This is a genomic window from Pararhodobacter sp. (assembly GCF_034676075.1).
Taxonomy (GTDB): Bacteria; Pseudomonadota; Alphaproteobacteria; order Rhodobacterales; family Rhodobacteraceae; genus Pararhodobacter.
Genome location: NZ_JAUCCQ010000065.1, coordinates 1 through 19,687 on the forward strand (window position 1 = coordinate 1; position 19,687 = coordinate 19,687).

The window sequence follows — 19,687 nt, forward strand, 5'->3', positions numbered from 1 at the left end:
GAGGGTTTTCCACCCTCCTTGAAAATCCTCCCGAGGATATTTTCAGAACAAAGATTGCAGGTTAACGCCCCACTCAATCTCTATCTTCGTTCTGCAAATATCCTCGGGGGTCCGGGGGCAGAAGGCCCCCGGGTCTCTCAACCAGCGCTGCCTTCTCCGCGGCAGGAGGCGCGCGGGTTGGGCGGGTGGGAGCGTGCCTCCCGCCGCTTGGCGGGCGATTGACACCGCCCGGCGCGGCGGATCACTCTCGGCGCAATCAGCCCGGAGGAACCGCCCTGCGCCCGACAGCCCCCGCCCGGCCGCGCGCCGATGACTGACCTGCCCCGCCGCTGGCTGGCCGGGGCGACGGCGGGCGCGCTCTGCCTTCTTGCCGCGGTCCTCCTGCTGCTTCAGCCCCCGGTCCTGCTGCGCTGGCAGGAGCGGGCGCTCGACAGCCTCATCGTGCTGGCCCCGGCCCCCGTTGCCGAGGCTTCCCGCGACCTGCCCCGGATCCTGGTCATCGACATCCCCCGCACCGACGAACGCGGCGATCCCTGGTCGCGCACCGCCTCCGCCCGGCTGGCCGCGCGCCTTGCCGCGCTGGAGCCCGCGCTGATCGGCTGGGACATGGTCTTTGCCGGGGGCTGCGGTCCCGAGACCGCGAATATCGCCCTCGCCGCCGCCCTGTCGCGCAGCCCCAGTGTCCTGGGCTTCCTGCTGGCCACGCGGCCTGAGCCCCTGCCCGGACCCGCCCCGGCCCTGGCGCTGGCCGAGGTCGCGGCACCCGCCCTCTGGGCCGCGCCCGGGGCCGAGGGGCCCTGCCCCGGCTTCCTCGCCCCCGGGGTCAGCCTTGCCTCGCTCTCGCTGCCCGGGGATGCCGAGGCGCGGGTGCGCCGGGTGCCCGCTGCCGTGACGGTCGCGGGGCTGGGCTATCCCTCGCTGCCCGTGGAGCTGGTACGGCGCCTTCGCGACCTGCCTGCGCCGCTGATCGCGGGCGAAGGGGCGTCGAGCCTGCGGCTCGGCGCCGCCGAGGTGCCGCTCGACCGGGCGGGCACGCTGCGCCTCAGGCCCCGGCCGGCGCTGGCCCGGGACCTGCGCACCCTCGACGCCAGGGTCCTGTTGCAGGACGCGCTTTCGGCCGAGAGTCTGGCCCTGGGCTTCCGCGGCAGCCTGGTGATCGTCGGCTCCTCGGTGCCGCAGCGGGGCGGGCTCAGGCCCACCGCCGCCGATCCGCTTTACCCTTCGGTGCAGATCGCCGCCGACCTCACCACCGACCTCATGGCGGGCACGCTGCCCTGGCGTCCGGCCAAGGCGCCGCTGACCGAAGCGCTGGCGCTGGCGCTGGCCGGGCTCGCGCTGGCCCTGGCCTTGCCGCCTCTGGCGCCGCTCTGGGGTTTCGCCGCCTCCTTGGCGCTGGCCTTTGCCCTGAGCGGCGCCTCGCTCGCGGCCTATCTGGCCGACAACCGGCTTTACGATCCGCTCCTGCCGGGGCTGGGCCTGCTGCTGGCCGCCAGCGCCGCGATCCTCTTGCAGGCCGCGCTCACCGCCCGGGCCGAGCGGGCGCTGCGGCAGCGCATGGGGCAGCTGCTGCCGCCGGTGGTGGTGGCGCGCCTTGCCTCGAACCCGCGCCTCTTGCGGCTCAGTGGCGAACGGCGCGAGGTCACCGCGCTGTTCACTGATCTGGAAGGCTTCACCGCCGCCACCCAGCGGCTGGAGCCCGAGGTGCTGATCGCCACGCTCGACCGCTATTTCGCCGCTGTCTCGGCGGCGATCCTCCGCCATGGCGGGATGATCGACAAGATCGTCGGCGACGCGGTGCATGCGCTGTTCAACGCGCCGCTCGACCAGCCGGGCCATGCCGATGCCGCGCTGAGGGCCGCGGCCGAGATCCTGCGCGAGACCGAGGCGTTGCGCACTGAGCTGGGCATCGGCCGCACCCGGATCGGCGTCGAGACGGGCGAGGCGATCTTGGGCGATGTCGGCTCGGGCGCGCGGATCGACTACACGGCGCATGGCGCCTGCGTGAATCTGGCGGCGCGGCTGGAACAGGCGGGCAAGACCCTCGGCCCCGCGCTCATCATCGGTCCGGGCACCGCGGCACAGACCAGCATCGCGCTGCGCTCCCTCGGTCCCCAGGATCTGCGCAGCTTCGGCAGAATCGAGGTCTTCACCCTCGCCGACGCCAGCCTGACCTGAGGCGCCCCTGTTCCCCCGGGAACTGAGCGCCCCGCGCCCCGGCCCTAGGGTGGGTTCATCGGCAATGACGCCGCCAACCCGAAAGGACCGCCCCATGCTCCGCAACGCCCTGATCGCCGCCACCCTCGCCCTGATCCCCGCCGCCGCTTCGGCCGCCGATTCCTGGACCACCGCCGGGGTCAACTTCCGCTCCGGCCCCTCGGCCTATTACCCGGTCATCGCCACCCTGCCCCATTGCGCCGCCATCACCACCTATGAATGGCAGGACGGCTGGGTGCGGGCCGAATGGCAGGGCAGCTACGGCTGGCTCTCGGGCCGCTACGTCTCGGATTCGAACGCCCATTGTTCCTATGGCGGCAGCTACGGCCACCAGCCCGCCCCGGCGCCGAGCTATCCGCGCTACTGATCCCGCCCAGGCCGGACCAGCGAACGGGCCCCTTCGGGGGCCCGTTTCGCATGGGGCGGCGCGGCCCCGGCTGCGGGACGGTCAGACCGCCCGGAAAAAATCCCCCGCCCCGGCCCCCCTGTATCCCAGGGAACTGAGCCGCCGGGCGGAATCACCCAAGATGGTCTCATCGAAACGCGGCACTGACCCGCAGAACCCCGAAAGGAACTCACCATGATCCGCCCCCTGATCCTCGCCTCGCTGATCCTCGCCCCCGTCGCCGCCGAGGCCCGCGCCGTCTTCCTGACCCGCGACACGGTGGTCTTCACCGAACCCTCGCAGGGCGCCCGCCGTCTGGGCGAGATCGCCGCCTGCACCCGCCTGAACGCCGCCGAGAGCGCCCCGGGCTGGCTGTCGGTCGAGACCAACCTCGGCACCGTCCATTTCCGCGCCGTCGAGGCGCAGGCGACCGCCTCGCGCTGCGGCAACCTCGCCAGCGACGGCCCGGGCGACTGGAGCGCCCCGACCCCGCCCGCCACCGAAGCCCCTGCCACCGAAGCCCCTGCCACCGAGGGCCCGACCGAGGCCTGAGCCCTGTTCCCCGGGGAACCGCGCCGCGGCCGCCCCGGGGATAGACCAGACCCATCAGCCCAACAGGAGACCCGCCATGACCCGCATCCTCACCGCCGCCCTGCTTGCCGCCGCCGCAAGCCTCTCTGTCGGCTCCGCCTCGGCCCTGCCGCTCGCCGCCCTCACCACCGCGCCGCATCTCAGCGCCCCCGCCTGCGCCCCGGTCACCGTGCTGGAGCGCCGTGGCGAGTGGTCCCGGGTCACGCTGGGCGAGACCTATGGCTGGGTCCGCGACGCCGACCTCGCCGAAGCCCGCTGCCAGGAAGACGCCGACATCGCCCTCGACGCCCGCTATGTCCCGCGCGAGGAGGCGACGACCGCCTACGCCTGATCCCCCCATCCCGACCGGCCCGACAGGGGGCGCGCGAACCTCGCGCGCCCCCTGTCCCGTGCCGTTTCACGCCAGCGTGAAGCCACATGATCTGGATCAAGGAATCACCCGGCCCCTTCGCCTAGGAAATCCGACATCGCGCCACAGGTTTGCGCGCGCGCCCCGAGACATGCTGCCCGCCCAACCCCAGCCGGCCCCAGAACCGCCCTTGCGAAGGATCGACCGATGCGCCTGACCCTGAGGACCAACCTGGCCATGCGAACCCTCATGCATTGCGCCAGCCGCGCCCCCGATACACTGCGCACCCTCGATGTGGCACAGGCCTGCAACGCCTCGTTTCATCACGTGGCGCAGGTGGTCAACCAGCTGGAAAGCAACGGTTATCTCAACACCACCCGCGGCCGGGGCGGTGGCATCGCCCTGGCCAGCGCCCCGCATGAGATCGGCGTGGGACAGGTGGTGCGCCTGTTCGAGGCCGACCTGCCCTTCGCCGAATGCCTGGACAGCGCCCGCAACACCTGCCCGCTGACCGGCGCCTGCCGCCTCAAGGGCATGCTCTGCGAGGCGCTCGGGGCCTTCTACGGCACACTCGACCGCTACACCGTCGCCGACCTGATCGACGGCAATGACGCGCTGACCCGGATCTTCCTTCCCGACGAGTCGATGGCGGAAAGCCCCGGCGCCTCCTGAAACTGTCGCAGAAATTTCACATATTAAGGATCTCGCCGGCTTGCCGAAACCGGGGTGCTGGGCCTATGTGAGAGGGCGCTGACCCCGATTTCCGGGGCCTCCCCCCTTTCTTCAGACGAGATTTCGCATGACTTCCCCAGTTTCGGGCCCCCTTCCCGGCACCCCGGCGGATTCCGCGGCCCATCGCCCGCCCGAACCGCCCGCCCATGAATACAACGTCGGCCTGGTGATCGGCTCGGTCGCCACGCTGTTGCTGCTGGCCGCGCTCGACCAGACCATCGTCTCCACCGCGCTGCCGACCATCGTCTCGGACCTTGGCGGGCTCGAACACCTCAGCTGGGTGGTGACCGCCTATATCCTCGCCTCGACCGTCGCGGCGCCGCTTTATGGCAAGCTCGGCGACCTTTATGGCCGCAGGCTCATGGTCTTCGTCTCGGTGGGCCTGTTCCTGCTGGGCTCGCTGCTCTGCGGCATCTCGGGCAGCATGGTCATGCTGATCGTGGCCCGCGCGGTGCAGGGCCTCGGCGGCGGCGGGCTGTTCGTGCTGGCGCTCTCCGTCGTCGGCGACGTCATCCCGCCCAAGGAACGCGGCAAGATCCAGGGCATGTTCGCCGCGGTCTTCTCGATCTCGTCGATGATCGGCCCGCTGCTGGGCGGCTATGTCGTCGAGCAATTCAGCTGGCATTGGATCTTCCTGATCAACGTGCCGCTGGGCATCCTTGCCGTGCTGGGCTTCGCCGTCAGCTTCCCGGCCCATACCGCGACCCACAAGCACAAGATCGACTGGTCGGGCGCCGCGGCGCTGTCCGTCGCGCTGGCCTCGATCACGCTTTTCACCGCGCTGGGCGGGCACAGCTTCGCCTGGGTCTCGGTGCAAAGCGCAGCGCTGCTGGCGCTGTTCGTCGCCTCGGTCCTGGCCTTCATCGCCATCGAGCGCCGGGCGGCCGAGCCGATCCTGCCGCTCGACCTGTTCGCGGGCAACGTGTTCCGCAACACCTCGCTCCTCAGCTTCCTGACCGGGGCGGCGATGCTCGGCGCGATCACCTTCCTGCCGCTCTACCTGCAGGTGGCGCGGGGCGTCACGCCGATGATGTCGGGCCTGCTGCTGGCGCCGATGACCGTGGGCATCATCGCCGCCACCACCGTCGCCGGGCGCTACATGCGCAAGACCGGCCGCTACCGCATCCTGCCGCTGAGCGGCATGGCCCTGCTGGTGGTCGCGGCGCTGCTGCTGACGCAGATCGCCGTCGACACCTCGACGCTGGTCTTCTCGGGCATGCTGGTGCTCTTCGGCTTCGGGCTGGGGCTGTGCTTCCCGGTGCTGACCACCGCCGCGCAGAACGCCGTGCCGCGCCGGGTGCTGGGCACCGCCACCGCTGCGGGCGTGATGTTCCGCCAGATCGGCGGCTCCATCGCCGTGGCGCTGTTCGGGGCGCTGATGACCGCGCGGCTGGCGTCGAGCTTCGGCGGCGGCCCGATCAACCCCGAGATGGGGCCGCAGCAACTGGCGCATCTGCCGCCCGAGGCCCGGGCCGCCATCGCCGGCCATGTCGTCAACGCCATCGCGCCGATCTACTGGATCGTGGCGGGGCTGGCCGTGCTGGGTGTCCTCATCTCGCTGCTGCTGGCCGAGGTGCCGCTGGGCCGCAACGACGCGCCGCCCGCGCCCGTCGAGTAAGGCTCAGGCGTAAGGACAGCGCCCCGGCTTGATGTCGAGGAGCGGCGTGCCGTCCAGCGCCTCCAGCCCCGCGACCCTGAGGCGCGCGCCCTCCCGCGCGATCAGCCGCACGTTCGTCACCGCAATCGGATTGGGCCGCACCGGGCTGCGCAGGGAAAACACCCCGCGCGGCCCGTCTGCGTGATGGGGGGCGATCAGCAGCAGGTCGCGCCGCGCCTTGTGGAACCAGAGATAGAGTTCCAGCCACTCGAACCCCTCCACCCCCTCCAGCGCCCGGTCCCAGGGCGCGGTGACCACCACCAGGCTTTCCGGCCCCTCGGGATCCGCGCGCTTGGGGCAGTCGGCGAGGGTCTTCCACGGCGTCTCGACATGGCCGATGAAGCCGAGCGTGGCATCGGCGCCAAGCGGCACCTCGGTCGTTTCCTCGCCGGGTTTCAGCGGCTTGTGGCTCATGTCTCGTCCGCGATGTAGTCGGGCAGGATGCCGGTGGCCTCGATGAACGGATCGGGGTCGACGCCCTTGAAGAAGCCGTGCCCGGTGACCAGCACCGTGCCGCAGCCCGCCATCCGCCCGCCCAGCACATCGGTGTGCAGCGTGTCGCCGACCATCGCCACCCGCGCGGGCCGTAGCTCCAGTGCCCTGAGTGCCACCTCGAAGGCCCCGGGATAGGGCTTGCCGTGGAACTCGACCGGCACCGGCAGGGCATGGGCGTAATGCCCCGGCTCCCAGGTGAAGCCCTCCTCGCGCGGCGCCACCATGTCGGGATTGGCGCAGATCACCGGCCGGGGCCGGGCCTGCAAGGCCGCGACCAGCGCCGCCTGCCGGTCGTCATCCCAGCCCTGCGAGCCGAGGAACAGGAAGCCGTCCGCCTCGGCCAGCAGCCGCTCGTCCAGCGGCCGCACATCGCCCGGCAGATCCTCGAACCCCGCCCCGTCGGGCGCGATGGCGGCCCAGACCCCGCCCCGCCCCTTCAGCGCCGCCCCGGCCAGGTCGCGGCTGGCGATCACTTCGGCCTCGGTGAAATCGAAGCCCCATTTGCGGTACTTGGCCAGAGCCTCGGCCCGCGGCGAGGCGGCGCCGTTGGTCAGGACCACCACCTTCTTGCCCAAGGCCCGCATCTGCGCCACCCGCTCCACCGCCTGCGGCAGCACGCCCTCGCCCACGTTCAGGATGCCGAACGCGTCGAGGATGAAGCCGTCGTAGCGCTTCAACACGTACTGCAGATCCAGCACCCGATAGGTCCGTTTCGGCCAGTCCTGCGGCTGGGGCAGACGATGCGCCACGGCGCGGTAACGGGCAAAGGCCCAGCGGGCATTGGGGTGCATGGGGATTCCGGCATCAGGTCGCGCGTCGCCGCCATGCTGACAAATCCCGGGCGCGGGCGAAAGCGGCATTTCGCCCCGGCGCTGCCACTCCGGCAGGCATCCCCGCGCCGCGCCCCTTCTCAATCCGCCCATAATTTCACCATACGGCCCACAAGAAAGGCATTCACCGCCCCGCACCCCCGGCCCGCCGCCGCCGATCCGCCCGCCCGCTTGAACCCCGGCCCCCGCCCCGGTTTCGGTGGGGAGAACGGAGATTCCATGAACGCCCTCGCCCCGATCCCGCACCAACGCACGCGCGGCAGCGCCGAGGTGACGCTCACCGCCGGGCGGTTGCAGCGGCTTTATACCCACGGTTCGGCCAAGGCGATCTTGCTGCAGGACCGCAGGCTCGAGGTCGTGTTCCTCAACACCTCGGGCGGGCTGACCGGCGGCGACCGGCTGTCCTTTGCGCTGACCACCGACAGCGACACCACCGCCACGACCCAGACCGCCGAACGCGCCTATCGGGCGGGCGGGGGTCGGGCGCGGCTCGATGTGGAGCTGACGATCAGCCGGGGGCGCCTCGACTGGCTGCCGCAGGAGACGATCCTCTTCGACCGCTCGGCCCTCAACCGCCGCACCCGCATCGCGCTGGGGCCCGAGGCCGAATGCCTGCTGCTGGAAGCCGTTGTTTTGGGCCGCGCCGCAATGGGCGAGACGGTGCGCGAGATCGCCTTCCACGACCGCCGAGACGTTCTGCGCGCGGGCCGCCCGGTCCTGGTCGAACCCGTCACGCTCACCACCGAGGCGCTGCAGGGCCCCGCCACGCTCGATGGCGCCCGCGCCTTCGCCTCGATGGCGCTGATCGCGCCGGGCGCGGGCGACGCACTCGGCCCGGTCCGCGCGGCGCTGACCGAAGCGGGCGTCCGCGGCGCGGCCTCGGCCCTGGACGGCAAGCTGACAATCCGATTGATGGCGGCGGATGGCTGGCCGCTCAGACGCCAGATCGCCCGGCTGGTGGCGGTGCTGCGCCCCGGTCCCCTGCCCCGCGTCTGGCAGATCTAGGAGAGAGCAATGAACCTCACCCCCCGCGAGAAGGACAAGCTGCTGATCAGCCTTGCCGCCATGGTCGCGCGCAACCGGCTGGCGCGTGGCGTCAAGCTCAACCACCCCGAGGCCGTGGCCCTGATCACCGATTTCGTGGTCGAGGGCGCCCGCGACGGCCGCCCGGTGGCCGAGCTGATGGAAACCGGCGCCCATGTCATCAGCGCCGCGCAATGCATGCCCGGCATCCCCGAGATGATCCCCTCCGTGCAGGTCGAGGCGACGTTCCCCGATGGCACGAAACTCGTCACCGTTCACCACCCCATCCGCTGAAAGAAGGCCCCCATGCGCATCCTCCCCCTCGCCCTGATGATCCTCATGGTCCCCACGCTCGCCCTCGCCCATCCGGGGCATGCGGGTCCGAGCTTCCTGACCGGCCTTGGCCATCCGCTGGGCGGGCTCGACCATGTGCTGGCCATGCTGGCGGTGGGGCTGATGGCGGCGCAGGCCGGGGGTCGGGCGCTCTGGGTGCTGCCCGTGACCTTCGTCGGCGCCATGCTGGCGGGCGGGGTCTTCGGCTTCGCGGGCGTCACGCTGAGCGCGGTCGAGCCGCTGATCCTGGCCTCGATCATCATGCTGGGCGCGCTGGTGGCGCTGGCCACGCGCCCCAAACTCGCCACGCTGGTGCCGATGGTCGCGGTCTTCGGCCTCGCCCATGGCTGGGCGCATGGGGCCGAGGGACCGGCGCAGGGCCTCGCGCTTTATGCTGCGGGCTTCGCGCTGGCCACCGCCGGGCTGCATCTGGCGGGCATCGGCCTGGGCCGGGCACTGAACCATCTGGCGATCCGCACTCTGGGCGGCGGCGCCGCCCTCGCCGGCCTCGCGCTGGCCTTCGCCTGAGGAGGGCGCCATGATCCCCGGAGAGATCTTCCCGGCCGCGGGCGACATCATCCTCAACGAGGGTGCGCCGGTGACAATCCTGACCGTCGCCAACACCGGCGACCGCCCGGTGCAGGTCGGCTCGCATTACCATTTCGCCGAGACGAACCCGGGGCTCTCCTTCGACCGCGAGGCCGCGCGGGGCCTGCGGCTCGACATTCCTGCGGGCACCGCGGTGCGGTTCGAGCCGGGCCAGACGCGCGAGGTGCGGCTGATCCCCTTCCAGGGTGCGCGAAAAGTCTTTGGTTTCAACGGCAAGGTCATGGGGGACCTGTGATGCCCGGGCGCGCATCCTCCCTGCCCGTGGCGAAAAAACCACGACCAAGGACGGTAGAGACCCGGCAAGACGAATCGTGTAAGGTCCCGCTCCTGGCCTCGCCTCCGGCCCGCCCCCCGGCGGCGCAGAGCGCAGAGACCCGCCTTGCAAGGACGCGCTCCCATGGTCTTCCCCTTTCCCGCCGATCTCTTCCGCCTGTCGCTGGAGACGAGCCTCATGGCGCTGCAGGCGCAGCAGGTCGTCGCCATGCGCACGCTGGGGCTGATGGGCGCCTGGCGCACCCGCGACGGCGAGGCGACGCGGATGATCGCCGAGAAGATGGATGCGCTGGGCGAGGCGACGCTGGGCATGGGCAAGGCGCTGGCTCAGGCGCAATCGCCCTTGCATGTCGCCGAGGCCGCGCTCGCCCCCTATGCCAAGCGCACCTCGGCCAATCACCGCACGCTGTCGCGCCGGGGCCCCGGCCGCCCCTCCTGATCGCTGAGCACGCGACGCCCCCCGGCCTGACCGACGGGGCGATCCGATGACCCGGCGGCTTGACGGCTCGTGCCATTGCGGCGCCGTCCGCTTCACGGTGCAAAGCCACGCGCCGGTGCCCTATCAGCGCTGCTATTGCTCGATCTGCCGCAAGACCACCGGCGGCGGTGGCTATGCGATCAACCTCTCGGCCCTGGCCGACAGTCTGGTGGTCGAGGGACGCGAGGCCCTGGCCGTTTACCGAGCGGAAATCACGGACGACACCGGCCCCTGCCGCCTGTCCTCGGCCGAACGCCATTTCTGCGCCCGTTGCGGCAGCCACCTCTGGCTCTATGACCCGACCTGGCCCGCGCTGATCCACCCGCTGGCCTCGGCCATCGACACGCCCCTGCCCCCGGCGCCCGACCACACCCATCTGATGCTCGACTTCAAACCCGATTGGGTGCCGCTGGAGGCGGGTCCGGACGACCTGACCTTCGCCCGCTACCCCGAGGCCTCGATCGAGGATTGGCACCGCGCCCACGGGCTGTGGGAGGCGCCCTGATGTCCTGCCCGGCCCCCGACCGATGCCCTCGTTTCGCCGCGACCCATGACGTGAAAGGCTGACCATGCCCTATCCCATCCCCCGCGCCCAATACGCCGACATGTTCGGGCCGACCACCGGCGACCGCCTGCGCCTCGGCGATACCGAGATCATCATCGAGGTCGAACGCGACCTCACGATCTATGGGGACGAGGTGAAATTCGGCGGCGGCAAGGTGATCCGCGACGGCATGGGCCAGAGCCAGATCACCCGCGCGGGCGGCGCCATGGATACGGTCATCACCAACGCCCTGATTCTCGACTACTCGGGGATCTACAAGGCGGATGTCGGGCTCAGGGACGGGCGGATCGCGAAGATCGGCAAGGCGGGCAACCCCGATACGCAGCCCGGCGTCACGGTGATCATCGGCCCGGGGACCGAGATCATCGCCGGCGAGGGCAAGATCCTCACCGCCGGCGGCATGGATGCGCATATCCATTTCATCGCCCCTCAGCAGGTCGAGGACGCGCTGCATTCGGGCGTGACCTGCATGCTGGGCGGCGGTACCGGCCCCGCGCATGGCACGCTCGCCACCACCTGCACGCCCGGCCCCTGGCACATCGGCCGGATGCTGCAGGCCGTCGACGGGCTGCCGATGAACATCGGGCTGGCGGGCAAGGGCAACGCCTCGCAACCCGAAGCATTGGTGGAGATGATCCGCGCCGGGGCCTGCGCCCTGAAACTGCACGAGGATTGGGGCACCACCCCCGCAGCCATCGACTGCTGCCTGACGGTCGCCGATCAGATGGATGTGCAGGTGATGATCCACACCGACACGCTCAATGAATCGGGCTTCGTCGAGAACACCCTCGCCGCCATCGGCGGCCGGACCATCCACGCCTTCCATACCGAAGGCGCGGGCGGCGGCCATGCGCCCGACATCATCAAGGTCGTGTCCTCGCAGAACGTGATCCCGTCGTCCACCAACCCGACGATGCCCTATACCGTCAACACGATCGAGGAGCACCTCGACATGCTGATGGTCTGCCATCACCTCAGCCGCAAGGTGCCCGAGGATGTGGCCTTCGCTGAATCCCGCATCCGGCGCGAGACCATCGCCGCCGAGGATATCCTGCACGACATGGGCGCGTTTTCGATCATCTCCTCGGACAGCCAGGCCATGGGCCGGGTGGGCGAGGTCATCACCCGCACCTGGCAGACCGCGTCCAAGATGAAATCGCAACGCGGCCGCCTGCCCGAGGAAACGGGCGAGAACGACAATTTCCGCGCCCGCCGCTATGTGGCGAAATACACGATCAACCCGGCCATAGTGCATGGCATGGCCGAGGAAATCGGCTCCATCGAGGAGGGCAAGCGCGCCGACCTCGTGCTCTGGTCCCCGGCCTTCTTCGGCGCCAAGCCGGAGATGGTGCTGATCGGTGGCTCCATCGCGGTGGCCCAGATGGGCGATCCCAACGCCTCGATCCCGACGCCGCAGCCGGTCTATACGCGGCCGATGTTCGGCGCGCTGGGCCGGGCGGTGGAGCACTCGGCGGTGACCTTCGTCAGCCAGGCTGCCCTCGACGCAGATGTCGGCGCCGCGCTCGGCCTCGCCAAATCGCTGGTGGCGGTGAAGAACTGCCGCGGCATCGGCAAGGCCGACATGCGGCTGAACGATGCGACGCCTGCCATCGAGGTCGATCCCGAAACCTATGAGGTCCGGGCGGACGGCGTGCTGCTCACCTGCGAACCGGCGCAGGAACTGCCGCTGGCGCAACGCTATTTCCTGTTCTGACCCCGGAAATCGCCACGGCGGCCCCCAAACGAGACGCAGGAAGGGGGGCCTTCTGCCCCCCTCTTGGCCCAAGGGCCAATTCACCCCCCGAGGATATTTGCAGCGCAAAGATGAAGGTTAACGAACCCCTAAGCCGCCTCTTCGTTCGGCAAATATCCTCGGGGGTGAATGCCCGCAGGGCAGAGGGGGCAGAAGGCCCCCTGATCCGGCCCCGGCCCGCGCCACGCTCAGAGGCGGGCGCGCCGCCAGCCATGCCGTCGCTGCAATGCAGCATTGCCAAGTCGGGTCTGGTTCCGCCCACCGGCATGACCTACTTTGGGCGCAGGGGGGAAACACTCATTCTTCGAGGTTTCCGACAATGGCCTTCATCACCACCACCGACTTCTCGCCGCGGATGCGCGCGCAAATCGACCGTTTCTTCGCCTCGCTCGGCCAGGGCTTCAACGCCTATCTCGAGGCCCGCACCCGGCGCGACCAGATCGAGCGGCTTCAGATGCTCTCCGATGCGCAGCTGGCCGAGATGGGCATCAGCCGCGACCGCATCGTGCATCACGTGTTCCGCGACCGTCTGGGGCTCTGAGCCCCGGCCTGCGCGGCCTGGCTCAGAACCAGGCGGCGCCGCCGATCAGATTGGCATCCGCCGTCCCCATCAGCGGGGCGGCGATCTCGGCCCGGCGCATGGCGATCGGGACCCGCGCGCCGTCCCGCAACCGGCAGCGCACCTCGAGCCGCAGCCGCTCGACCCAGAAGACCGGATCTTCCTGCACCGCTTCGGGCAGGAGCCGGTGGTCGAAGACCCGGATCCGCCGCTCGACCACTTCGGCCTGGGTCCATTGGCCGGTTCGACCCAGCAGATCCGCCTGTTCCAGTTCAGCGCAAAGCGCCGCCTCGCGCGTTCTCAACGCCGTGATACGCGACCGAACCATGGCCAACTCGTCCGACAAACCAACCGCTTGCATGCGTCCCTCCGTTGCTTGCGCCTGCCATGCTGCCCTGCGAGGGTAAAGACCGCGTTTACGAGGATTCCGCGATGACTGACCTGCCCCCCGCCACCCGCCTTCTGACCACCGCGCCCGCGTCGAGCCATGGCAGCGTCACCCTCGATTACGACGCGCGCCTCATGCGCCGCAAACGGCTGGTCACCGCGGCGGGCGAGGGTTTCCTGGTCGATCTGCCCGCGGTCACCAACCTCGACAGCTATTGGGGGTTCGAGCTGGAGGACGGGCACGCGATCCGCATCGTCCCGGCCGAGGAGAACGTGCTGCTGATCACCGGCGATCTGGCCCGGCTCGCCTGGCATATCGGCAACCGCCACACCCCCTGCGAGATCCACGAGACCTATCTCTTGATCCGCGAGGATCACGTGCTGGAGGGGATGCTCCGGGGCCTCGGCGCCCGGATCACCCGCGTCTCGCGCCCCTTCGCGCCGGAATCGGGCGCCTATGGCACCGGGCGCACCATGGGTCATGACCACGGTCACAGCCATCCGCCCGGCACACCCTTCCCCAGCCACGACCATCACAGCCACGACCATCACAGCCACGACGGCCATATCCACCACCACGGCGCCCACTTCCACGGCGGCGAGGAGGCGGAGTAACCCCCCGGATGACAGATCCCGCCGCGCTTCTGACGCTCACGCAATGGCTGTCCCCGGCCTTTCCGACCGGGGCCTTCGCCTATTCGCATGGGCTTGAGCGGGTGGTGGCCGAGGGGAAGGTCACGGATGCCGCGACGCTTCAGGCCTGGCTTGAGGGCATCCTCAGGCACGGCGCGGGCTGGCAGGACGCGGTGCTGCTGGCCGTGGGGCTGCGCGACGGCGCGGATCTGGACGCGCTCGACGCCCTCGCCCGGGCGCTGGCCCCCTCGGCCGAGCGGCTGCGCGAGACGCTGGACCAGGGCCAGGCCTTTGCCCGCACCGTCAGCGCCCTGACCGGGCAGACACTCCCCCCGCGGCCCCTGCCCGTGGCGCTGGCCGACGCGGTGGGCCGTGCCGCCCTCGCCCTGCCCCCCGCCCTGGTGATCGCGCTTTATCTTCAGGCCTTTACCGGCAATCTGACCACCATTGCCGTGCGCCATGTGCCGCTGGGCCAGACCGAGGGACAAAGCGTCCTCGCCCGCCTCGCGCCGCTGCTGACGGCACTGGCCGCGCGCGCCGCCGGTGCCACGCTCGACGACCTCGGCGGGGCGGCGCTGGCCGCGGAACTCGCCGCATTCGAACACGAAACCCAGGATATCAGGATTTTCAGGACATGAGCGCGAACGGCCCCCTCAGGGTGGGAATCGGCGGCCCCGTCGGCTGCGGCAAGACCTCGCTGACCGAGCAACTGGCCCGGGCGCTGGCCGGACGCTGCTCGATGGCGGTGATCACCAATGACATCTATACGCGCGAGGATGCCGATTATCTGGTCCGCGCCCAGGTCCTGCCCGAGGCGCGGATCAAGGGGGTGGAGACCGGCGGCTGCCCGCATACGGCGATCCGCGAGGATGCCTCGATCAATCTGGCGGCCATCGATCAGCTCAACACCGAAATCCCGGGGCTGGACCTGATCCTGATCGAATCGGGGGGCGACAATCTGGCGGCGACCTTCTCGCCCGAACTGGCGGATCTGACAATCTATGTGATCGACACCGCCGCCGGGCAGGATATTCCGCGCAAGCGCGGGCCGGGGGTCACGAAATCCGACCTGCTGGTGGTCAACAAGACCGATCTCGCGCCCTATGTCGGCGTCGATGTGGCGCTGCTGGAGGCCGATACGCAGCGCGCCCGCGGCGCCCGGCCCTATGTGCTGGCGCAGGTCAGGAACGGCGTCGGGATCGCCGAGGTGGTCGCGTTCCTGCAGCGCGAGGGCGGGCTGGAACTGGCCTGAACTCTGGGTAACGCGAGGACCGCGCCGCATCCATCCCGGGCGCAGCGCAGGGGAAGAGAGGGCTATCGCGCGGGCGACAGACCGCCGGCCGGTGCGTCGGGGGACCCGGCCTCGTCGGAGGCCGGTGCCTTCGGAGGCTGCGGATCGACCTTGGCGGGTGCGCCGCCGTCATCACCGGGTTGCGGCGCCGGGGGCCGGGGTGCGGCGGCGATCGGGGCCTCGGACTTGGGCGCATCCTTGGGCGCATCCGTCGTGGCCCCCTCGGACTTCGTGACCGCGCTGGCCAGAGCCGCGGGCGGCGGGGTGGTCGGGGCGACCGCCCCGGGCCCGCCAGGGGCGGGGCCTCCGGTCTTGGGGGACGTGACCTTCGGCATGGCGCGCTTCGCCGCCTTGTGCTGCCCGCCGACCAGCGGCGGCGCCAGGTCGCGACGGCCCTTCTTCAGCGCCGCCTGACGCGCCGCAGCCTCGGCGTTGCGGATGGCGGCGGCATGCACCGCCTCGCTGCGGGCCTGACGCTCGGCCGCGGTCAGCGCCTGCGGCTGATGGGGCTCGTCCACAGGCTCGTTGACGGGCCCGGGATTGGCGACCGGTGCGGCCGCGACCGGCTGCAGCCCCGGCTGGCGGCGGCTCACGAAGGTCCCGGCCGGAGCGGCCCGCGCCACCGGCACCCGCTTGCCGCGGCGGCCGAGCCCCCTGCCCCCGCGCCGCACAAGCCCCGGCAGCCGCGCGGTCGAGGCCAGGATCACCAGCGCCAGACCGACGAAGGCCAGCAGCGGCAACCGCTCGCCCCGGAACACCATGCCGAACAGCACGCTGAAGGCGGGCATCAGGAACATGGCCAGCGCCGCCTTGTTGGCCCCCGCCCGCTGCACCAGCGCGTAATTCAGCAGGTTCGGCGCGATGGTCGCCAGCACCACCAGCGCCGCCAGCGTGCCGATCACCGCCAGCGAGGGCTCGACCGTGACCCGCCCGTCGATCACCAGCGCCATCGGCCAGACGGTCAGCGCCCCGACCGCGAACATCCCTGCCGACAGCATCAGCGGCGCCATCTTGCGGCGGCGGCGGAACCAGACATTGCCCGCAGCATAGCTCAGGGGCGAGATCAGCACCATCAGCGTGCCGAACCCCGCCTGCGCCAGCCCCTCCGCCTGAATCGCCGGGATCGAGATCATCGCCACGCCGATCAGCCCGGTGCCGATGCGCAGCGCCTGCTCGACGCTCGCCGGCTCGTCGGCCAGAAACAGCGCCGCCAGCGCCAGGGTGAAAAGCGGCATGGTCGCGTAAAGCATGCCGCCCATGCCCGAGGGGATGTATTGCATCCCCGCCGCCATGCTGACGAAGGGAATGGTCACCACCAGCGTGCCACCGACCAGCGCCGTCAGCAGGTCATAGCGGCTGGGCCTGCGCTGCGGCCCCAGCACGCCCGCCGCCAGCAACAGCAGCGGCAGACCCAGCGCGGCGCGCAGGGCGGCCAGGGTCCAGGGCGGAAAATGGGCCACGGCCTCGGCGATCAGGAGCGGCGAGGCGCCAAATCCGGCAGCGGTGAGGATCAGCAGCAAGGATGTCGGCATGGGTTCCGGCGTCGGCCATCGGGGCACGGCCCATTCCCGTACCGCCCCCGCGCGAGCGCGTCAACTGCCGCCCCCAGCGCCCGGAAGGGTCGGGCGGCCTCTGGCCAAATCCCCATACCGTCACGAAAATTTCGCTGTCGCTATGGCAGGCCCGGCTCAGCGTGCCTTTTGCAGATGCACGTAGGTCTCGTCGAAGCGGCGCTGCAGGTGCTCAACCGCAAGGATTGTCCGGCCCGAGCCCAAAGGCGCTACATTTGTGCCCGGATCGGGGTTGAAGAACAGCGGCACCGAAATCCGCGCCGCGACCGTCCCGACCACCCGATGCGGCGTGGCGCGGACCCGCGCGTTGGTCCAGATCTCGAGCATTTCACCAAAATTGATGACAAAAGATCCGGGCGGCGCCAGTACCGGCAGCCAATCCCCGGCCCGCGTCAGCACCTCGAGCCCCGGCACGCCGTCGCTGGCCAGCAGGGTCAGACAGCCGTAATCGGTATGCGCGGCGATGCCGAAATCCTTCTCACCCGCCCAGTCGGGCCGCGGCGGGTAGTAGTTCCCGCGCAGAAGCGCCATCGGCTGGGTGAACTTGTCGGCGAAGAAACCCGGATCCTCTCCAATCGCCGCGGCCACGGCGCCCAGAAGCCGCAGGGCCAGCGCCCGCGCCTCGGCATAATAGCCCTCAAGCTCGGCCCGGAAGCCGGCGGGCTGCGCGGGCCAGAGGTTCGGCGCATGCACCGGCAGCGCCGATCCCGGCACCTCGAAACCGATGTCGAAGACCTCCTTGTAATCGGGGTTCGCCGCCGGATCGACCTGTTCGGACCGCGGTCCGCCCCAGCCCCGGTTCGACCCGGTGGCCGCCATGTCGACCTTGCGCTTCTCGGCCTCGGGCAGCGCGAAGAAGGCGCGATAGGCGGCGATGACCGAGGCGACCCGATCAGGCGGGATCGGCCCGCCCGTTACCACCAGGAACCCGACCTCGGTGGCGCCGCGCCGCACCTCGGCCGCCTGCGCGGGATCGCCCGCGAAAAGCGCGTCCAGATCGATGCGCGGAACGGAGGTCTCACTCATGGCCGAAAGCCTCCCACAGGGTGCGGTCGAGCGCGCTCAGCTGGTTGTAGTCGGGACAGGAATCCATGGCCACCGCCACGCTCCAGCCGTCGCGCATGACCAGCGCGTAGCTGGTCGCCTCCAGAATCCCCGGCATGCAGAGCGCGCCCATATGCCACCAGATCCAGCCCTCGCCCGAGGGACGGCCGTACATCCCGAGCCCATAGACCACGCCGCCGCCGAGGTCCGTCACCGGCCCCTCGGGCGCCCGGTTGCCCCAGAGCAGCGACTGGAAGACCGCATAATCGCCCAGGCTGGCCTGCCAGCCGCCGAGCGGGCCATAGACCGCCGTCGCCGGCGCCATGGTCGACCCGGGCAGAACGCCCGAGCAGGCAGCCTGATAGTTCTGCCCGGTGACCCGTTCGATCACCGTGCCCAGCAGTGCATAATTTTCGTTGTTGTAGGAGAACTCGGCCGGACCCGGCCGGACGCCCCAGCCCGCCACCAGCCGCCAGTCGCCGCCGCCCTCGTGCCAGAGCGGCATCGCCTCCTGCACGCGGTCGTCGCGCAGTCCGGCCGATTGGGTGATCAGCCCGGCAACGGTGATCCCCGCCCCCGGCCCGGTCCAGCCCAGCACCTGGCCCAGCGTCGTGTCCCAGCGCAGGCGCCGGGCCTCGACCAGCCCCGCGACGCATTGCGCAGTCACCGATTTTCCCAGCGATCCCAGGACGCGCGGTGCGCCGGGCACGCCCTCGGCAGCGCGCGACAGCACCCTGTCGCCGTTGCGGGCCACGGCGATCTCGGCCCCCTCCACGCCCGCCGCCTCGGCCCAGGCAAGGAAGGCCGTGGCCATCCTTTCGGCGCGCTCCTGCGGGGTCGGGGCCTGCGGGGCCGGGGCCTGTTGGGTTGCCGCCTGCTGGATTGCGGCCTGCTGGGCGCCCGTCTGCTGGGCGCCGATCACCAGAGGCGCGGCAAGGGTCAGGGCGGCAACAAGGGCGATGATCCGGGCAGACATGCGGGGGCGCTCACGGCAGGGGTTTCGCCCGATCTATAGCCGCCGCCCGGAAGCCTGTCACCGCGACGAGGCCGCGCAAACCCCTTTCAGGGAGCCTCCTCGCGCATTCGTGCACCGTCGTGAAGGGGCGCGCGAGCCCGGGTCAGGCGATGACCACGACGCCGAAGAGCAGCAGCAGGAACATGAGCAGCGCCACCACGATCAGGACCTTCGCCCCGGTCAGCGCCACGCCCGAGATCCGGCCGAAGCCCAGAAGACCGGCGATGGCAGCAACGGCGAGAAGGATGAGAATCCACTTCAGCATCGGAGTGACCTTTCGTTCCGGCAGACGCCTCCCGCCTGCTCCCTTGAAGCCCAACGCCAGTGGGCCGCTTCCGGTTCCGCCCTGCCCTGATCCGCGCGCTCGTGGCCGCCCCGGGGGCCGTCTGCCCCCGGACCCCCGAGGATATTTGCAGCACAAAGAAGGCGGGTTAATGAGGGCTTAACCTGGGGCACGGCGGTCAGGGGCAGGTGCGGCGCGGCTTGGGGCAGGACCGCGGCGAGGTCTCGATCAGGGACGAGGATGCCCCCGGGCAAGCGGCGCGCTGTTGTGGGGAGAGCTGCCAGCGGGTCGCTGGGGGGGCGAGCGATGTCCTCATGGTACGTCCCACGGGCACCCTAGATCCTCGAAGACGGCGCCCGGCACCGCCAAACCGCATGACCCGAGGCAACCCGACTGCCCATTCCGGCAAGCCCACAGCAAGAACCGCGCGGCCCCGCGCGCGCGTACCAAGCGCCCTGCCCCTCGGTCCTGCCCGATGCTGCTTCCCCGGTCCCCTTTGATCGTCGGCGCACTTCCCGTGCCTGAACCACTCTCCCGGAACCGCCGCCCCCCACATTAACCTTAACAGGCCGCTGAAAAACTCCTGCCTCGACGCCGATGGCGGAACATGATTCACG

At 70.6% G+C, this 19,687-nt stretch carries 24 protein-coding genes; 17 read left to right on the forward strand and 7 right to left on the reverse strand.

The features are described from left to right. Positions 1-309: 309 nt before the first annotated feature. The 6 genes from VDQ18_RS15470 to VDQ18_RS15495 all read left to right on the forward strand — a co-directional run bounded on the left by VDQ18_RS15470 (position 310) and on the right by VDQ18_RS15495 (position 5,889). Positions 310-2,175: an adenylate/guanylate cyclase domain-containing protein gene (locus VDQ18_RS15470; protein WP_323021816.1), complete on the forward strand. Its 1,866-nt coding sequence runs from the start codon at positions 310-312 to the stop codon at positions 2,173-2,175. Positions 2,176-2,269: 94 nt separating this feature from the next. Next, positions 2,270-2,581 carry an SH3 domain-containing protein gene (locus VDQ18_RS15475; protein ID WP_323021817.1) on the forward strand — a complete coding sequence of 104 codons (312 nt, stop codon included), beginning with the start codon at positions 2,270-2,272 and terminating at the stop codon, positions 2,579-2,581. 213 nt (positions 2,582-2,794) lie between these two features. Continuing rightward, a complete protein-coding gene (locus tag VDQ18_RS15480; protein ID WP_323021818.1) occupies positions 2,795-3,151 on the forward strand; it encodes a hypothetical protein in 357 nt (118 codons plus the stop codon). A 76-nt stretch (positions 3,152-3,227) separates the two neighbouring features. Beyond that, positions 3,228-3,521, forward strand: a complete 294-nt coding sequence (locus tag VDQ18_RS15485) for a hypothetical protein (protein ID WP_323021819.1) — start codon at positions 3,228-3,230, stop codon at positions 3,519-3,521. A gap of 225 nt (positions 3,522-3,746) precedes the next feature. Further along, entirely contained in the window at positions 3,747-4,211 is a 465-nt protein-coding gene (locus VDQ18_RS15490) for an Rrf2 family transcriptional regulator (protein ID WP_323021820.1), read from the forward strand. 127 nt (positions 4,212-4,338) lie between these two features. After that, on the forward strand, positions 4,339-5,889 hold the full coding sequence (locus VDQ18_RS15495; RefSeq protein ID WP_323021821.1) for an MDR family MFS transporter: 1,551 nt from the start codon (positions 4,339-4,341) through the stop codon (positions 5,887-5,889). A 3-nt stretch (positions 5,890-5,892) separates the two neighbouring features. On the opposite strand, the gene VDQ18_RS15500 is transcribed toward VDQ18_RS15495, so the two are convergent. Together VDQ18_RS15500 and VDQ18_RS15505 are read right to left on the reverse strand one after the other, a co-directional pair. Beyond that, positions 5,893-6,342 carry an SAM-dependent methyltransferase gene (locus VDQ18_RS15500; protein ID WP_323021822.1) on the reverse strand — a complete coding sequence of 150 codons (450 nt, stop codon included), beginning with the start codon at positions 6,340-6,342 and terminating at the stop codon, positions 5,893-5,895. Beyond that, a complete protein-coding gene (locus VDQ18_RS15505; protein WP_323021823.1) occupies positions 6,339-7,214 on the reverse strand; it encodes an HAD-IIA family hydrolase in 876 nt (291 codons plus the stop codon). Before VDQ18_RS15505 ends, VDQ18_RS15500 begins: the two co-directional genes overlap by 4 nt. A 258-nt stretch (positions 7,215-7,472) precedes the next feature. Here VDQ18_RS15505 and VDQ18_RS15510 point away from each other — a divergent pair, with 258 nt between their 5' ends. The 8 genes from VDQ18_RS15510 to VDQ18_RS15545 all read left to right on the forward strand — a co-directional run bounded on the left by VDQ18_RS15510 (position 7,473) and on the right by VDQ18_RS15545 (position 12,828). Continuing rightward, complete coding sequence (locus VDQ18_RS15510; RefSeq protein WP_323021824.1) at positions 7,473-8,258, forward strand: urease accessory protein UreD; 786 nt, start codon at positions 7,473-7,475, stop codon at positions 8,256-8,258. A gap of 9 nt (positions 8,259-8,267) precedes the next feature. Next, positions 8,268-8,570: an urease subunit gamma gene (locus tag VDQ18_RS15515; protein WP_323021825.1), complete on the forward strand. Its 303-nt coding sequence runs from the start codon at positions 8,268-8,270 to the stop codon at positions 8,568-8,570. A 12-nt stretch (positions 8,571-8,582) separates the two neighbouring features. Further along, positions 8,583-9,137, forward strand: a complete 555-nt coding sequence (locus VDQ18_RS15520; protein ID WP_323021826.1) for a HupE/UreJ family protein — start codon at positions 8,583-8,585, stop codon at positions 9,135-9,137. Between the two features lie 10 nt (positions 9,138-9,147). Next, positions 9,148-9,453, forward strand: a complete 306-nt coding sequence (locus tag VDQ18_RS15525; protein WP_323021827.1) for an urease subunit beta — start codon at positions 9,148-9,150, stop codon at positions 9,451-9,453. Between the two features lie 162 nt (positions 9,454-9,615). Beyond that, positions 9,616-9,930 (forward strand): antibiotic ABC transporter, encoded by a 315-nt coding sequence (locus VDQ18_RS15530; protein ID WP_323021828.1) that lies wholly within the window; start codon positions 9,616-9,618, stop codon positions 9,928-9,930. A gap of 46 nt (positions 9,931-9,976) precedes the next feature. Next, complete coding sequence (locus VDQ18_RS15535; protein WP_323021829.1) at positions 9,977-10,474, forward strand: GFA family protein; 498 nt, start codon at positions 9,977-9,979, stop codon at positions 10,472-10,474. A 64-nt stretch (positions 10,475-10,538) separates the two neighbouring features. Beyond that, the gene (gene ureC, locus VDQ18_RS15540; protein WP_323021830.1) at positions 10,539-12,248 is read left to right on the forward strand and encodes an urease subunit alpha; all 1,710 of its coding nucleotides are present in this window, start codon (positions 10,539-10,541) and stop codon (positions 12,246-12,248) included. A 358-nt stretch (positions 12,249-12,606) separates the two neighbouring features. Further along, complete coding sequence (locus tag VDQ18_RS15545; RefSeq protein ID WP_323021831.1) at positions 12,607-12,828, forward strand: hypothetical protein; 222 nt, start codon at positions 12,607-12,609, stop codon at positions 12,826-12,828. 22 nt (positions 12,829-12,850) lie between these two features. On the opposite strand, the gene VDQ18_RS15550 is transcribed toward VDQ18_RS15545, so the two are convergent. Next, on the reverse strand, positions 12,851-13,174 hold the full coding sequence (locus VDQ18_RS15550; RefSeq protein ID WP_323021832.1) for a hypothetical protein: 324 nt from the start codon (positions 13,172-13,174) through the stop codon (positions 12,851-12,853). A 104-nt stretch (positions 13,175-13,278) separates the two neighbouring features. On the opposite strand from VDQ18_RS15550, the gene VDQ18_RS15555 reads away from it, so the two are divergent. The 3 genes from VDQ18_RS15555 to ureG are packed head-to-tail and all read left to right on the forward strand — an operon-like array spanning position 13,279 to position 15,118. After that, entirely contained in the window at positions 13,279-13,848 is a 570-nt protein-coding gene (locus tag VDQ18_RS15555) for an urease accessory protein UreE (RefSeq protein WP_323021833.1), read from the forward strand. Positions 13,849-13,856: 8 nt separating this feature from the next. Then, positions 13,857-14,504 (forward strand): urease accessory protein UreF, encoded by a 648-nt coding sequence (locus VDQ18_RS15560; protein WP_323021834.1) that lies wholly within the window; start codon positions 13,857-13,859, stop codon positions 14,502-14,504. After that, the gene (gene ureG, locus VDQ18_RS15565) at positions 14,501-15,118 is read left to right on the forward strand and encodes an urease accessory protein UreG (protein WP_323021835.1); all 618 of its coding nucleotides are present in this window, start codon (positions 14,501-14,503) and stop codon (positions 15,116-15,118) included. The genes VDQ18_RS15560 and ureG overlap by 4 nt, the downstream gene beginning before the upstream one ends. 62 nt (positions 15,119-15,180) lie before the next feature. Here the strand turns inward: ureG and VDQ18_RS15570 are convergent, their stop codons facing one another. The 4 genes from VDQ18_RS15570 to VDQ18_RS15585 form a co-directional block, all read right to left on the reverse strand. After that, positions 15,181-16,689, reverse strand: a complete 1,509-nt coding sequence (locus VDQ18_RS15570) for a DMT family transporter (RefSeq protein WP_323021836.1) — start codon at positions 16,687-16,689, stop codon at positions 15,181-15,183. A gap of 156 nt (positions 16,690-16,845) precedes the next feature. After that, positions 16,846-17,754, reverse strand: coding sequence for an isopenicillin N synthase family dioxygenase (locus VDQ18_RS15575; protein WP_323021837.1), 909 nt, complete (start codon positions 17,752-17,754; stop codon positions 16,846-16,848). Then, positions 17,747-18,748 carry a serine hydrolase domain-containing protein gene (locus tag VDQ18_RS15580; protein WP_323021838.1) on the reverse strand — a complete coding sequence of 334 codons (1,002 nt, stop codon included), beginning with the start codon at positions 18,746-18,748 and terminating at the stop codon, positions 17,747-17,749. The genes VDQ18_RS15575 and VDQ18_RS15580 overlap by 8 nt, the downstream gene beginning before the upstream one ends. Before the next feature lie 142 nt (positions 18,749-18,890). Continuing rightward, entirely contained in the window at positions 18,891-19,052 is a 162-nt protein-coding gene (locus tag VDQ18_RS15585; RefSeq protein WP_107752133.1) for a DUF1328 family protein, read from the reverse strand. Between the last annotated feature and the right edge of the window lie 635 nt (positions 19,053-19,687).

Excerpts from the sequence above, each read along its gene's own strand:
- VDQ18_RS15485 (WP_323021819.1), top strand. The coding sequence starts at position 3,228 with ATGACCCGCATCCTCACCGCCGCCCTGCTTGCCGCCGCCGCAAGCCTC.
- VDQ18_RS15470 (WP_323021816.1), top strand. The coding sequence starts at position 310 with ATGACTGACCTGCCCCGCCGCTGGCTGGCCGGGGCGACGGCGGGCGCG.
- VDQ18_RS15530 (WP_323021828.1), top strand. The coding sequence starts at position 9,616 with ATGGTCTTCCCCTTTCCCGCCGATCTCTTCCGCCTGTCGCTGGAGACG.
- VDQ18_RS15495 (WP_323021821.1), top strand. The coding sequence starts at position 4,339 with ATGACTTCCCCAGTTTCGGGCCCCCTTCCCGGCACCCCGGCGGATTCC.
- VDQ18_RS15480 (WP_323021818.1), top strand. The coding sequence starts at position 2,795 with ATGATCCGCCCCCTGATCCTCGCCTCGCTGATCCTCGCCCCCGTCGCC.
- ureC (WP_323021830.1), top strand. The coding sequence starts at position 10,539 with ATGCCCTATCCCATCCCCCGCGCCCAATACGCCGACATGTTCGGGCCG.
- VDQ18_RS15570 (WP_323021836.1), bottom strand. The coding sequence starts at position 16,689 with ATGCCGACATCCTTGCTGCTGATCCTCACCGCTGCCGGATTTGGCGCC.
- VDQ18_RS15515 (WP_323021825.1), top strand. The coding sequence starts at position 8,268 with ATGAACCTCACCCCCCGCGAGAAGGACAAGCTGCTGATCAGCCTTGCC.
- VDQ18_RS15580 (WP_323021838.1), bottom strand. The coding sequence starts at position 18,748 with ATGTCTGCCCGGATCATCGCCCTTGTTGCCGCCCTGACCCTTGCCGCG.
- VDQ18_RS15550 (WP_323021832.1), bottom strand. The coding sequence starts at position 13,174 with ATGGTTCGGTCGCGTATCACGGCGTTGAGAACGCGCGAGGCGGCGCTT.
- VDQ18_RS15575 (WP_323021837.1), bottom strand. The coding sequence starts at position 17,754 with ATGAGTGAGACCTCCGTTCCGCGCATCGATCTGGACGCGCTTTTCGCG.
- VDQ18_RS15535 (WP_323021829.1), top strand. The coding sequence starts at position 9,977 with ATGACCCGGCGGCTTGACGGCTCGTGCCATTGCGGCGCCGTCCGCTTC.
- VDQ18_RS15510 (WP_323021824.1), top strand. The coding sequence starts at position 7,473 with ATGAACGCCCTCGCCCCGATCCCGCACCAACGCACGCGCGGCAGCGCC.
- VDQ18_RS15500 (WP_323021822.1), bottom strand. The coding sequence starts at position 6,342 with ATGAGCCACAAGCCGCTGAAACCCGGCGAGGAAACGACCGAGGTGCCG.
- VDQ18_RS15505 (WP_323021823.1), bottom strand. The coding sequence starts at position 7,214 with ATGCACCCCAATGCCCGCTGGGCCTTTGCCCGTTACCGCGCCGTGGCG.
- VDQ18_RS15490 (WP_323021820.1), top strand. The coding sequence starts at position 3,747 with ATGCGCCTGACCCTGAGGACCAACCTGGCCATGCGAACCCTCATGCAT.
- VDQ18_RS15560 (WP_323021834.1), top strand. The coding sequence starts at position 13,857 with ATGACAGATCCCGCCGCGCTTCTGACGCTCACGCAATGGCTGTCCCCG.
- VDQ18_RS15555 (WP_323021833.1), top strand. The coding sequence starts at position 13,279 with ATGACTGACCTGCCCCCCGCCACCCGCCTTCTGACCACCGCGCCCGCG.
- VDQ18_RS15585 (WP_107752133.1), bottom strand. The coding sequence starts at position 19,052 with ATGCTGAAGTGGATTCTCATCCTTCTCGCCGTTGCTGCCATCGCCGGT.
- ureG (WP_323021835.1), top strand. The coding sequence starts at position 14,501 with ATGAGCGCGAACGGCCCCCTCAGGGTGGGAATCGGCGGCCCCGTCGGC.
- VDQ18_RS15525 (WP_323021827.1), top strand. The coding sequence starts at position 9,148 with ATGATCCCCGGAGAGATCTTCCCGGCCGCGGGCGACATCATCCTCAAC.
- VDQ18_RS15545 (WP_323021831.1), top strand. The coding sequence starts at position 12,607 with ATGGCCTTCATCACCACCACCGACTTCTCGCCGCGGATGCGCGCGCAA.
- VDQ18_RS15475 (WP_323021817.1), top strand. The coding sequence starts at position 2,270 with ATGCTCCGCAACGCCCTGATCGCCGCCACCCTCGCCCTGATCCCCGCC.
- VDQ18_RS15520 (WP_323021826.1), top strand. The coding sequence starts at position 8,583 with ATGCGCATCCTCCCCCTCGCCCTGATGATCCTCATGGTCCCCACGCTC.